The organism is Providencia rettgeri (assembly GCF_001874625.1).
Taxonomy (GTDB): domain Bacteria; phylum Pseudomonadota; class Gammaproteobacteria; order Enterobacterales; family Enterobacteriaceae; genus Providencia; species Providencia huashanensis.
Map to the genome: position 1 here is coordinate 3,590,578 of NZ_CP017671.1, position 13,061 is coordinate 3,603,638.

At 40.7% G+C, this 13,061-nt stretch carries 11 protein-coding genes; 2 read left to right on the plus strand and 9 right to left on the minus strand.

The window, feature by feature from the left end; all coding sequences use genetic code 11:
• Positions 1-104 precede the first annotated feature (104 nt).
• The 7 genes from hemH to apt form a co-directional block, all read right to left on the minus strand.
• Positions 105-1,070: a ferrochelatase gene (gene hemH / locus RB151_RS16760; protein ID WP_071548528.1), complete on the minus strand. Its 966-nt coding sequence runs from the start codon at positions 1,068-1,070 to the stop codon at positions 105-107.
• Between the two features lie 173 nt (positions 1,071-1,243).
• Positions 1,244-1,888 carry an adenylate kinase gene (gene adk, locus RB151_RS16765; protein WP_004913624.1) on the minus strand — a complete coding sequence of 215 codons (645 nt, stop codon included), beginning with the start codon at positions 1,886-1,888 and terminating at the stop codon, positions 1,244-1,246.
• A gap of 192 nt (positions 1,889-2,080) precedes the next feature.
• Positions 2,081-3,949 (minus strand): molecular chaperone HtpG, encoded by a 1,869-nt coding sequence (htpG, locus tag RB151_RS16770; RefSeq protein WP_071548871.1) that lies wholly within the window; start codon positions 3,947-3,949, stop codon positions 2,081-2,083.
• Between the two features lie 805 nt (positions 3,950-4,754).
• Positions 4,755-5,354, minus strand: a complete 600-nt coding sequence (gene recR, locus RB151_RS16775; RefSeq protein ID WP_042848149.1) for a recombination mediator RecR — start codon at positions 5,352-5,354, stop codon at positions 4,755-4,757.
• Positions 5,354-5,683 (minus strand): YbaB/EbfC family nucleoid-associated protein, encoded by a 330-nt coding sequence (locus tag RB151_RS23095; RefSeq protein ID WP_004260403.1) that lies wholly within the window; start codon positions 5,681-5,683, stop codon positions 5,354-5,356. Before RB151_RS23095 ends, recR begins: the two co-directional genes overlap by 1 nt.
• Before the next feature lie 48 nt (positions 5,684-5,731).
• The gene (gene dnaX, locus RB151_RS16785; protein ID WP_048608071.1) at positions 5,732-7,654 is read right to left on the minus strand and encodes a DNA polymerase III subunit gamma/tau; all 1,923 of its coding nucleotides are present in this window, start codon (positions 7,652-7,654) and stop codon (positions 5,732-5,734) included.
• 111 nt (positions 7,655-7,765) lie between these two features.
• Positions 7,766-8,317 (minus strand): adenine phosphoribosyltransferase, encoded by a 552-nt coding sequence (gene apt / locus RB151_RS16790; RefSeq protein ID WP_042848155.1) that lies wholly within the window; start codon positions 8,315-8,317, stop codon positions 7,766-7,768.
• A gap of 143 nt (positions 8,318-8,460) precedes the next feature.
• Here apt and priC point away from each other — a divergent pair, with 143 nt between their 5' ends.
• Together priC and RB151_RS16800 are read left to right on the plus strand one after the other, a co-directional pair.
• Complete coding sequence (priC, locus tag RB151_RS16795; protein WP_042848158.1) at positions 8,461-9,009, plus strand: primosomal replication protein PriC; 549 nt, start codon at positions 8,461-8,463, stop codon at positions 9,007-9,009.
• Between the two features lie 27 nt (positions 9,010-9,036).
• Complete coding sequence (locus tag RB151_RS16800; protein WP_042848160.1) at positions 9,037-9,213, plus strand: DUF2496 domain-containing protein; 177 nt, start codon at positions 9,037-9,039, stop codon at positions 9,211-9,213.
• On the opposite strand, the gene mscK is transcribed toward RB151_RS16800, so the two are convergent.
• Positions 9,210-12,590, minus strand: a complete 3,381-nt coding sequence (gene mscK / locus RB151_RS16805) for a mechanosensitive channel MscK (protein WP_071548529.1) — start codon at positions 12,588-12,590, stop codon at positions 9,210-9,212. The genes RB151_RS16800 and mscK overlap by 4 nt on opposite strands.
• A gap of 108 nt (positions 12,591-12,698) precedes the next feature.
• Complete coding sequence (locus RB151_RS16810; RefSeq protein WP_042848163.1) at positions 12,699-13,052, minus strand: DsrE/DsrF/TusD sulfur relay family protein; 354 nt, start codon at positions 13,050-13,052, stop codon at positions 12,699-12,701.
• Positions 13,053-13,061: the final 9 nt, after the last annotated feature.

Sequence of the window (13,061 nt, forward strand, 5' to 3'; positions counted from 1 at the left end):
AAATTTGTTTAATCGTTTTTAATTTCAGATAAGTTATTATAGTCTATAATCGAATTTTTGATATATCGATAAGCTAACTTTTTTGTATTAATTGTATGCATTGACTACTTTAATGCATCTTCAATTATTAAATTAATCATGCTAATACTATCTTGATTATCATTTAAAGCTGATATGTAATTATATTTATGACCACCACTGCTAATAAAGAACTCTTTATTTTGTTCGCTTATCTCTTCTAATGTTTCCAAACAATCAACTGAAAACCCAGGACAAATAACCTGAACTGATTTTACACCTTGGCTGGGTAATTCATGCATTGTTTTATCCATGTAGGGCATGAGCCAAGGCTCTCGTCCAAAACGTGACTGGTAAGTGAGTAACACGTTATCACTTGGATAATTTAAGGCTTCACGCAATGCCTGAGCGGTTTTTTCACATTCTTGCTGATAGATATCACCTGTATCACAATAACGCTTAGGAATGCCGTGGAAAGACAATACCAGCCTATCTGGTTCACCGTGCTTGGCAAAACTAGCTTCAATAGAAGTTACCAGTGCTTTAATGTACGCAGGATGAGTGGCATAACTCCGAATAAATTGAACTGACGGAATAGTACGTCGACCTTGAAATGCCCTTGTAACTGCATCATAAACCGCAGCAGTTGTGGTACATGAATATTGTGGATATAAAGGTAAGACCACTAAATCAGTAACCCCTTGCTCCATCAGGTTATCAATCGCAGTTTTAATTGATGGTGAACCGTAGCTCATCCCTATATCTACTGGAATATTAGGCAACAAAGCGGCTAATTTTTGCTTTTGGCGTAAAGAGTAAACCAATAATGGGGAGCCGTCTTCTAACCAAATAGATTGATATAATTTCGCGACTTTCGACGACCGAATAGGCAAAATTGCACCATATAGAATAGGTTTCCAAATTAGACGAGGTACATCAATAACGCGAGTATCACTAAGAAATTCTGCTAAATAGCGTCTAACTGCTGAGGTTGTTGGGGCATCAGGTGTTCCTAGGTTAGCCAATAAAATGCCGTATTTTTTTTCTGACATGAAACAACTCCTAATTGATAATCATTCCCAACATTAACATAGTTAAATAACTATTTTTATCACCAAGTGGTATAACAATAAAGGCAGCGATCTCGCTGCCTTATACTTGGCTTACACCCTTAATAATGCAAGTTACTGTTATACAGTAACAAGAAGCATAAGGAGTGCCAATATTAACCTAAAATTTTTGCTAATTCTTCACTAACTTCAGAAACTTTACGTGTACCATCCAATTTGAAGTACTTCGTATTACCTTGTTTTGCTTCATTTTGATAATAAGCAATTAAAGGAGCCGTTAATGCATGGTACTCAACTAAACGTTTACGTACGGTATCTTCTTGGTCATCTTTACGTATCGTTAATTCTTCACCGGTTACATCGTCTTTACCTTCCACTTTCGGTGGATTAAAGTTGATGTGGTAAACACGACCAGATGGTGCATGTACACGACGGCCAATGATGCGCTCAACGATGATTTCGTCTGGTACATCAAATTCAAGGACGTTATCAACGGTAATACCCGCTTCTTTCATGGCATCCGCTTGCGGAATTGTGCGAGGGAACCCATCTAACAAGAACCCATTACGGCAATCATCTTGTTTGATACGCTCTTTAACTAATGCGATAACCAATTCGTCAGTCACTAATTTACCGTTATCCATTAATTCTTTAGCTTGCAAACCAAGTTCGCTCCCTGACTTAACAGCTGCACGTAGCATGTCACCTGTTGAAATTTGAGGGATCCCAAACTTTTCCATAATAAATTGAGCTTGAGTGCCCTTACCAGCGCCTGGAGCGCCAAGCAGAATGATACGCATTGCGTAAACCCCTTGCTATTTAGATTTTTATAATTTGAAAAGAAAACAAGCTACCATACCATTAGCATGGCGCTTTACTCAAGAACACACGTAAACGTTTTCGCATTTATCTTTTTTCGCAAAAGAAAAAAACCACGCTAAAGCACAAGCAAAAGCGTGGTTTATGTTCAAAAACGAAAGTACAAAATTAACTTATTTTAAAAGCAATTCGTTGATTTTTCGTATAAATAAATTTGGATCTTCCAATGTACCACGCTCGGCCAATAATGCTTGATCCAATAACACATCAACCCAATCAGCAAATACAGACTCATCTGACACTTCAGACGCTTTTTTCACCAATGGGTGTGCTGGGTTTAATTCGAAGTTGTATTTCACTTCTGGCGCAGCTTGACCAGCCGCAGCGAATAATTTCGCCATCTGAGTGCTCATTTCATCAGCATTTGTAGTGACAATCGCTGGAGTATCGGTTAAACGATGCGTCAGTTTGACGTCTTTAACCCTTTCACCCAAGAATGATTTTACACGCTCAACAAATGGTGCTAATTGTTTATCCGCTTCTTCTTGTTCAGCTTTGTTTTCATCCGCAAGTTTATCTAATGACTCATCAGCTTTACTGACTGATTGGAATTGTTTGCCATCAAACTCAGACAAATAGTTCATCATCCATTCGTCAATACGGTCGGATAACAACAATACCTCAATACCTTTTTTACGGAATAATTCGAGGTGTGGGCTACCTTTTGCCGCCGCATAGCTATCTGCGGTGATATAGTAAATTTTATCCTGCCCTTCCACCATACGGCTAACGTAGTCTTCTAAAGAAACATTTTGCACGCTGCTATCTGTTTGAGTGGTCGCGAAACGCAGAAGTTTAGCAATGGTTTCACCATTTGCCATATCTTCCGCAGGGCCCTCTTTCATCACTAAACCAAATTGTTGCCAGAAAGTTTGATATTTTTCCGCATCTGTTTTCGCCAATTTTTCAAGCATTTGTAGAACACGTTTAGTCAATGCACTACGTAAACTGCGTGTTAATGCGCTATCTTGCAATATTTCACGAGAAACGTTCAATGGCAAATCATTGGAATCTAATACACCACGAATAAACCGTAGGTAATTTGGCATAAACTGTTCAGCGTCATCCATAATAAATACGCGTTGAACGTATAATTTCAGGCCATGCTGTTGGTCACGATTCCATAAGTCGAATGGTGCTTGAGAAGGAACATACAGTAAACTGGTATACTCTTGTTTACCTTCAACACGGTTGTGCGTCCAAGTCAAAGGGTCAGCATAGTCGTGGGAAATATGTTTATAGAATTCAACATACTCTTCATCAGAGATCTCAGACTTACTACGTGTCCATAGTGCTTTAGCTTGGTTAATCTTTTCCCACGTTACCGTACCGTCTTCTTCATTTTTATCTTCAATTTCAACAGGTAAAGCAATATGGTCTGAATATTTACTAATTACTGAGCGTAGACGCCAGTTATCAAGGAATTCTTTTTCATCGTCACGTAAATGCAACGTAATTTCTGTACCGCGTTCCGCTTTTTCAATATCGGCAATAGTATACTCACCTTCACCCGCAGATTCCCAAAAAACACCTTCACCCGCAGGGGCTCCTGCTGCACGGCTACGTACTGTGACTTTATCTGCGACAATAAAAGCTGAATAGAAACCAACACCAAATTGACCAATCATTTGGCTATCTTTTGCCTGATCAGTACCTAAAGATTCTAAAAATGCTTTCGTACCTGATTTTGCGATAGTCCCCAAGTTATCAATAACTTCTTCACGGCTCATACCAATACCGTTATCACTAATCGTTAATGTACCTTGGTCTTTATCTGCGCTAATACGTACACGCAATTCACCATCATTCTCATACAGTTCTGGTTTAGATAACGCACGAAAACGCAGTTTATCCGCCGCATCTGATGCGTTGGAGATCAATTCGCGTAAGAAAATCTCTTTATTCGAATAAAGAGAGTGGATCATTAATTGGAGGAGTTGCTTAACTTCTGATTGGAAACCACGCGTTTCCTGTCCTTTCATACTCATTAATCGCCTCTATTTCATCAATCTAATTGGATAGGTTTGACTTATCGATGCAGATTAGTTGGGGGCGAAAAACAAAAATTCAAGCGATAAAGACAAAAAAATTTACTGAAGAAAAAACCAAAACCAATGATTAGAAAGGAAATAATAACAACCGCAATCATTTTAAAGATAGTTAATGAAAGGAATAATTCTACTCATCTCCAATCATATACTCTAAATAATTTGTGCTGTAGCTAGGCGTCAAATACGTTAATCCCTAGGAGCATACACCAGTATGTGACCCAAGTCACCGAGTGTAGCCCCCACGACTCAAATTAGTAACTGAATTCTGTAGGGTGATTTTAGAAAAACGAAATCAATACTATCCTCTAAATAGTTCAAGTTGTAGGTAGGCGGCAAATGAGGAGATCTCGGGGAGCATACATCAGTATGTGACCCAAGTCACCGAGTGTAGCCCCCACGACTCAAATTAGTAACTGAATTCTGTAGGGTGATTTTAGAAAAACGAAATCAATACTACCCTCTAAATAGTTCAAGTTGTAGGTAGGCGGCAAATGAGGAGATCTCGGGGAGCATACATCAGTATGTGACTCGAGTCGCCGAGTGTAGCCCCCACGACCCAAATTAGTAACTGAATTCTGTAGGGTGATTTTAGAAAAACGAAATCAATACTATCCTCTAAATAGTTCAAGTTGTAGGTAGGCGGCAAATGAGGAGATCTCGGGGAGCATACATCAGTATGTGACCCGAGTCGCCGAGTGCAGCCAACACCCCTACAGCTTGAAATATGACGAGGATATTACAATCGAGAGCGGCCGGAGAGCGAATGAGACAGCGTCGTACTATCGACTAACTCTAATTCCCCACCCACAGGCACCCCATGAGCAATTCGGCTCGCTGCCACCCCATATTGTGCGCACATTTCCCCAATATAGTTTGCTGTTGCTTCACCTTCTACCGTCGGGTTTGTCGCTAAAATCACTTCTGTGATCGTCTCTACCGCTAAGCGTTCTTCTAACCTATCAAGGCCAATATCTATCGGACCAATACCGTCCAATGGCGATAAATGCCCCATAAGAACAAAATAGCGCCCTGAAAATTGCCCAGTTTGTTCAATGGCATAGATATCTGCTGGGCTTTCGACAACACAAACTAAACCATTTTGCTGACGACGCGGATTCGCACAAATATTACAAACCTCTTGTTCGGTAAACGTTCTGCAATCACGGCAATGACCAATTTCAGACATTGCACTTGTGAGAGATTGCGCTAAACGCATCCCACCGCTCCGGTCACGCTGTAGAAGATGGAAAGCCATACGCTGCGCTGACTTTGGCCCAACGCCGGGAAGACAGCGCAACGCTTCCATTAATGATTCAAGAAGCGGACTTGTTTGCATTAGAATGGCATCTTAAAGCCTGGTGGTAATTGCATACCACTAGAAACGCTCGCCATTTTCTCTTTTTGTGTCTCTTCAATGCGTCGAGCCGCATCGTTAAATGCCGCTGCAATCAAGTCTTCTAACATTTCTTTGTCATCTTCTAACAAGCTAGGGTCGATCTCAACACGGCGGCAATTATGCGAACCATTAATTGTCACTTTCACTAAGCCAGCACCAGACTCGCCTGTAGCTTCAAGTTGAGCGATTTCTTCCTGAACTTTTTGCATTTTATCTTGCATTTGCTGGGCCTGTTTCATCAGGTTACCCAATCCACCTTTACCAAACATAGTTTTCTCTCACAACTGAGGCTACAGATTAACCAATATACTGTAGCGTTAAACGGGGCGAATACTTTCTTCATCCAACTGCGCATCAAACATAGAGCGAAGTTTTTGAATCGTCTTATCCGCAATAATTGACTGACGAGCTTGCGCCAGTTTCTCTTCATAAATCGCCTGTCGCCATTCTAGTGGTGTTTTCACATCACTATTATCATCATGAACGATTTTCAGTTCAACAGAACGACCATACTGCTCGCTCAGAGCTTCCTCTAGCGCTTTATGCGCTTGGGGCTTATCGAGGTGCTTCTGAGATGAACGCAAATGTAAAACAATTTGCGACTCACTTAATTCTTCTATATATGAATTCAAAGCTAATTGTTCAACCAGCTTAGGAATATTTAATTTTGCTATTGTCCCGGACCAGCTGTCTCGCTCCCGCCCTTCTTCAATAATTTTTACTGCTAATTCAGGGGTTTTCTCATATTCTAACGCTTCTTTGATCTCACTTGGCGTCGTAACGGCATCTTTTTGAGCCATTGTTTCTTTGTTCTGAGCTTTCCACTGATACGGCTTTGGTTTCTGAGCTTTCACCCCTTGTGAAGCTTTGTTTTCCACATTTTGTTGGTGTTTGCTGGTCACGGCGGCCAGCCTTTCTAGTGCTGATACCGCCGGCTTAGCCTTTTCAGACGTCGCCGGTTTAGCCTTTTTTAGGCCAGGGTCCTCGCTTTGGGGTGATTGCAGGGTCTGCCTAGCTTTTAATAACTGCAAGGTTGGGCTATTTTCTGGCAAATTCTCTGCACGAGTTTGTGGCGGCGCTCCCCTTTGAGGTGCACTCTGTGTTACCGTTTGTGTGATCACCCGAGGAGGCGCTTCAATTTCTTCGATTACACTTTTAGGGTGAAATGCCAGTGCTCGCAATAAGGCCATTTCTACCCCCATACGCCGCTCAGGTGCATAGGGCAATTCTTTTCTTCCTACCAACAAGGTTTGGTAGAAAAGCTGTAAATCTGCTGGAGAAATAACCCTTGCAACTTGCCGCAAGCGCCCGTCTATCGAAGATGGGTCTGTTTCTTGCTCCGCAGGAAGAAGTTGGATCATCGCGATGCGGTGTAACTGGGTTAAAATTTCAACCAGTAAATTCTCCCAGTCCGCACCTCGGCTAGCCGCTTGCTCCACTTGGGTCATCACGGCGATGCTATCAGCACGGACTAATGCCTCAATGATAGCTAATGGTTGCTCATCATCCAGTGTGCCAAGCATTTGACTCACTATGTCAGCAGTTACCTTGCCTTGCCCCATCGCGATGGCTTGGTCTGTTAAACTTAATGCATCACGTAAACTACCATCAGCGGCTCTCGCTATCAGCTGGCGAGCACGCAGGTCATGTTCAATATTTTCAGCATTAAGAATTAATTCAAGTTGTTCGCTAATTTGAGTGACATCTAACGCTTTTAGATGGAACTGCAAGCAACGTGACAAAATAGTCACGGGAAGTTTTTGTGGGTCAGTCGTCGCCAAAAGAAATTTTACGTGTTCTGGCGGCTCTTCAAGGGTTTTCAACAAGGCATTAAAGCTATGACGTGACAGCATGTGGACTTCATCAATCAAGTAGACTTTGAAGCGACCGCGTGCTGGTGCGTATTGGACGTTATCGAGTAATTCGCGGGTATCTTCCACTTTAGTTCGTGAAGCTGCGTCAATCTCAATTAGGTCGACAAACCTGCCCTGTTCAATTTCCAAGCAGTTGACACATTGACCACAAGGGGACGCCGTGATCCCTTTTTCGCAATTAAGACCTTTGGCAAAAAGGCGAGCAATCGTCGTTTTCCCTACGCCTCGTGTGCCCGAGAAAAGATAGGCGTGATGAAGTCGCTGGTGCTCCAGCCCATTAGCAAGTGCAGTCAAGACGTGTTGTTGGCCAACAACGTCTGAAAATTTTTGAGGTCGCCACTTACGGGCAAGTACCTGATAGCTCATGGTTCCCACAGTAATTTAACATGATACGTGAATAAATATAATCTTAGTACATGCTACCACAGCCTCAACCCTTACGGCGAGGTTGTGATAAAAATAGAGGGAAAATAAAGATTAGTGCCCAGGGAATTCAACTAAGCTGTAAGAAGATACGCCTTCTTTTTGTAGCCGCTCCACACCACCAAGGTCAGGTAAGCTAATGATAAATGCGGCTTCAACCACATTAGCACCGAGCTGCTTGATCATTTTAACTGTTGCTTCGACAGTGCCACCAGTTGCTAATAGGTCATCAACAACCAATACATTATCATTTGGGGTAATGCTGTCTTTGTGGATTTCAAGGGTATCGGTACCGTATTCAAGGTCATAAGTCATACTTAATACTTCACGCGGTAGTTTCCCTTTTTTACGTACAGGAACAAAACCAACACCTAAACGTAATGCGACAGGTGCACCGAATAGAAAACCACGTGCTTCAGTCCCTACAATTTTAGTAACCCCTTTATTTTGGTAATGCTCAACTAACATATCAATGGTTGCTTGGTATGCTGCTGGGGTGTTTAACAAAGTCGTGATATCACGAAAAATCACACCTTCGATTGGATAATCTTGAATAGATGCGATACTTTCTTTAATCAATTGCAGTTGTTGCTCTTTAGCGGTCATAATAAAAGCCAATATAGTAAACACGAAAGTGTAGAATTTATGTAAAGTACCATAAAAATGCAACAAGAAGCCGACTATTTGCAGTTGCTTTTGTTGCTGAATATCAATATTACGCTATTTTTCACATTTAATGAGAATAAAAAATGAAAATCCCCGCTCTTTTAGATGCGTTAAAAAAGCAGATTGATGAATTAGAGACGCGAGTGAGCCCAATAAAGGACCTTGAGTTTTCGCATTCCCGCTTTGATGTGCAATTATTTAATCGTAAGTCGACGCGCCTTGGTGATTGCCAAAACGAGTTAAAAGCGCTTTATCTACAGCTTTGCCATAGTGTCACGCTAAACCATGCAGAGCAGGTCAATTTCCTCACAGAAAAAATCGTTCACCAGATACAGGCAATTTCTCGTGAGATTTCGACACAACCCTTGCGGGAGAAAGAATCAACATTTACCAAGAAGAAAGAGCAGATTGATTTATATGAACGTTTATCACAACATCAAGACTACGAACGCCGTTTGCAGTCAATGGTCAGTGAAAAAGAACTTCACCTAAGCCAACTAACGGATCATCGTTTACAGCACCAATGCCAAAAAGAACTTGCCGTATTGGCAGGCCGTTTATACCGTTGCCGACAAGCACTGTTACGGATAGAAAAAGCTATTGAGCACCAAGAAAACCAATATTTTGATTAATCAACATTAACGACAAAAGGAATTGCCATGTCTTCGCTTAAAGATGCACCGCTAGAAATACAGCTTGCCGTTGATTTGATTTATTTATTAGAAACCTCAGAAATAGACACAGATATCGTACTAAAAGCCCTTGATATTGTTAGAAATGACTATATTTCGAAGCAAATGCAGGCGGCCCAAGCCACCTGCACGAAAGACCGCTAATTAGCTAAGTTGCCATCACCGTCTTTTAATGTACGCTTGACTTCTTGCACTTCATCCCCTTGGCTATTATGCAAATGAACTTCTAGTTGGTTGAAGGCAATATCAATATCATTTTCTCTACATAGTTTGTCTATCGCTCGGTTTATTTCATCATTCGTTACAGACCGATCACCAATTTGGCGTACGTAAAAACGCAATTCGTGATCTAAAGTACTCGCGCCAAAACTAGTAAAATAAACATTAGGTGCAGGTTCTGTCATTACTTTGCTGTTACTGGTCGCCGCAGATAATAAAACTTGCTTAACTTTGTCGAGATCTGACCCATAAGCAACACCAATTGCTATCGTTACCCGTGTGACGGTGTCTGAAAGCGACCAGTTGATCAACCTTTCAGTCACAAAAGCCTTATTGGGAATAATGACCTCTTTACGATCAAAATCAACAATGGTAGTCGCTCGGATGCGGATCTTACTCACCGTCCCTGAATATTCGCCGATCGTCACCGTATCACCAATACGAATTGGCCTTTCAAATAATAAGATGATCCCAGAAACAAAGTTAGCAAAAATTTCTTGTAAACCAAACCCTAAGCCAACGGTTAAAGCAGCGGCTAACCACTGTAATTTATTCCAAGTTACGCCAATCATCCCCAGCGAAGCAATCGCTCCTATACCAATAATACTGTAAGTTAATATGGCTTTAATGGCGTAGGTTGAGCCCTGACGCAACTTCAAACGAGATAATACCAGGACTTCCAATAACCCAGGTAAGTTATGCGTCATCACCCATGACACAACAATAATCACTAACGCTAAAATTAAATTGGCAAGCGTCACGTATTGTAAAATATTGCCACCTTCCGCCGAAGTCGCCGTGTAGCCCCACAAATTCACGCTGTCTAAGAAGGAAAAAATCGTAATAAAGTCAGACCAAATAGCATAGAACGCTAGTGCAAAGATAATAAATAAGACCATTGTCATTAAGCGCAACGACTGTTGGCTAATTAAATCAATGGCCATAGGGGGTTCTTTAATTGGCTCATTTTCTGTCTCTTCTTGCTTAGACATCGCACGTCGTTCAATAGCTCGTTGATACGCAAGCTTTCGAGCGACTAATGTCAACCCCCTCAAGCAGGCATTATAAGTGATATGCCACAGCAACAATAAATATAAGCTGTCTATCCAACGATTCGTCAAACGTAATGTGGTGTAGTAGTACCCCGCCATCATCAACCCCACTAAAATCAATGGTGAAAATGTCAGTAGTGCCACAACAATACTCCGAGTTAAATGACTGCCCCTTTCTTGCCAAACCCGCTTACAAAATGGAGTGGTAAAAATACACAGTAGCACTAAGGAAATTAACACTACTAGCTGACCAATCACATCTTCTGACACTTTTAATGGATTGCTAATTCCGTAAGTCGAAAAGAAAATAAGCGGTAACAAAGGGATAGATAATCTGAACAGACCACGTCGAGCAAGTGTTATTTTCTCTTTTTCGATAGCAAAGTGTTTTTGCGCGATACCTTGGGGTTTAAGTACCCGATAAGTTAGCTCAAATAACACCCAGAAGATGGCTAATTGCTGACAAAATTTCCAAACAAAGGGCCCTTGAGCATTACCTGTTTTCAAAAACCAATAACCAATAGCTAATAAAAACAATGATACTGGCAAGGTCTGCATTAACGTTAATAATAAGGCAAATGGTGTACTTAATACGCTGTCACTACGTAAACTTGAAAGGTGCTGGCCGATATCCTGTAATCGTCGATTAATCTTACGGTTAAACCAAATAAAAATTAGTGCGACTAACACTAACGGAATAACCACCAGCAAAGAGTTACTGACGCCCTTCATAATGCTACGACTTGAAATGGATAAATCAACATTGTCCAATTGTGCAGTCGCCGCTTCGGGAAAGGCTTTCAGCCATTCTAAATCAATCGGTTTATTACTGTTCACCCAAAATATTTGCTGTGCCAATATGTTTTCAAGAGAACTCACAACACTCAATAATTGGTTTTGATCTAACTCTAAATTAATTGCTTGTGAAATTTGCCCTCCGAGTTGTTGATTCAGCTCATCTAACAACCCTCGGCGAACTTCCAACAGTTTTATTAAAACCGCTTTGTCTTCCTCTGATAATAAGGTTGACGCTTCTGGGTCATCCCCCGTTTTAACCTCTAATTGCTGTTCTAATTTAGTGATGTAATCACTGGGTTGGTATAGTTCATCACGCTGCTGATTAATATCAAATTGTTCAAGGCGCAAATCAGCAATTGTCGTAGGTAAGTTTTTAGTTAAAATATTAGCGGGTAAATCAATTTGTTGTTGAAATAAAATTCGAGATAACAACAAACTACCTCGTAATACATTGATCTGTTCTTTTAAGTTTCGCTCTGATTGTGTCGCTCTTTCAAGCCACGTTTTAACTCGTATACCATTTTGTACTAATTTATTACTGTCTTCTGTCACCGCAATAAGCCGATCACTTAATGTATTATTAATCGCAATTTCTTTTTGAATAATCGGGTTTTGTTGAACGTTAATATCTGTTTCAGAGGTACTCAATGCTTCACGTACCGTCGATTGGGAATCATTAAGCCGCCGGTGGCTAATTTCAGCTTGGATCTGTTGAATGTAGACTTCGAGCTGTTCAATATAAGCCGCGGTATAATCGCGTTGTTTTTGCAATACATCTTGCAATTGGGTATTGCTTTGTAGAATGCGTTTTTGATACTCATTTTGCTGCTGTAATAGATATTGTTCTACCAGTAGCATATTGATTTGGGTTGGCCTTAAGCTCACCACATCGTCTTGTGTATTATTTAATTCATTACGAATATCTTGCAAACGCTTCGCATTTTCTAGCATCAGCGCTTGGGCTCGTTCAGGTTGAGTTTGTAACCCTATCAATTGACTACTGTAGGTAGCGAGGTCACTGTGTTCAACCTGAACGTTTTCTAGGTAAGATGATTTCAATGCTTCTAATTGGGAAAGTGTGCTTTTTTGAATTTGTTCAGTGAAGTTTGCTGCAAGTTGTTTATTTTCTTTTTTTATTTGCTGTAAACCTTGAACCGCTTTTCTCGAATCTTCACTGGTATTGTTGAGTTTTTCTTGTAGTTCTTCAGTTCGTTGTTCTAATTTACTCAGTTCCTCATAAAAATCAGATGTTTTTTCTAAATCCGCTAACGCTAATTTATCATCTTCATTCAAGGCACTTTTTTTATTCAATGCATCGAGTGCACTTTTAATCTCATTTTTACTCGGTAAATGACTCGTGGTTAATGCGTTAACAGGATAGGAAAAAAGCACTGTGGCAAATAATAAGATTATGCTAATTAAATGTAGCCAATTCCGTTGTTGTTTCATCATAACAACATCCCTATATACTCACATAATAAGCTTTCACATATTGTTTTATTACACAAAGTGCTGATAAACAACTATCAGCACACTAGGTAAATATTGCACGACCCCAGACTAGAACGTTAATACTTTCTCAGCACTTAATGTCCAACTGGCGAGTTCAACAAGCGTCCCAACTTCAACACCGTCCGCTAAAGCAAGTTCGCTAATTCCTCGTGCATCCGTACATGTTTTACACAATTTCACGGGAACATTTTGTGCGGTTAAAATTTCTAACATCTGTTGAAGATTATAACCTTCTTTGGGTTTTTGCGCAGCCAAGCCCGCAGCCACTGCATCTGACATTAAGAAAACTTTTAAATCCAACTGTGAATTTTGCTCTTTTAAGGTGATCGCCAAACGCAATGAGTTAAATAATGTTTCACTGCCGTAAGGTGCGCCATTGGCAATAATCAGGATAGATGACATTTTACACTC

Excerpts from the sequence above, each read along its gene's own strand:
- hemH (WP_071548528.1), bottom strand. The coding sequence starts at position 1,070 with ATGTCAGAAAAAAAATACGGCATTTTATTGGCTAACCTAGGAACACCT.
- adk (WP_004913624.1), bottom strand. The coding sequence starts at position 1,888 with ATGCGTATCATTCTGCTTGGCGCTCCAGGCGCTGGTAAGGGCACTCAA.
- htpG (WP_071548871.1), bottom strand. The coding sequence starts at position 3,949 with ATGAAAGGACAGGAAACGCGTGGTTTCCAATCAGAAGTTAAGCAACTC.
- recR (WP_042848149.1), bottom strand. The coding sequence starts at position 5,354 with ATGCAAACAAGTCCGCTTCTTGAATCATTAATGGAAGCGTTGCGCTGT.
- RB151_RS23095 (WP_004260403.1), bottom strand. The coding sequence starts at position 5,683 with ATGTTTGGTAAAGGTGGATTGGGTAACCTGATGAAACAGGCCCAGCAA.
- dnaX (WP_048608071.1), bottom strand. The coding sequence starts at position 7,654 with ATGAGCTATCAGGTACTTGCCCGTAAGTGGCGACCTCAAAAATTTTCA.
- apt (WP_042848155.1), bottom strand. The coding sequence starts at position 8,317 with ATGACCGCTAAAGAGCAACAACTGCAATTGATTAAAGAAAGTATCGCA.
- priC (WP_042848158.1), top strand. The coding sequence starts at position 8,461 with ATGAAAATCCCCGCTCTTTTAGATGCGTTAAAAAAGCAGATTGATGAA.
- RB151_RS16800 (WP_042848160.1), top strand. The coding sequence starts at position 9,037 with ATGTCTTCGCTTAAAGATGCACCGCTAGAAATACAGCTTGCCGTTGAT.
- mscK (WP_071548529.1), bottom strand. The coding sequence starts at position 12,590 with ATGATGAAACAACAACGGAATTGGCTACATTTAATTAGCATAATCTTA.
- RB151_RS16810 (WP_042848163.1), bottom strand. The coding sequence starts at position 13,052 with ATGTCATCTATCCTGATTATTGCCAATGGCGCACCTTACGGCAGTGAA.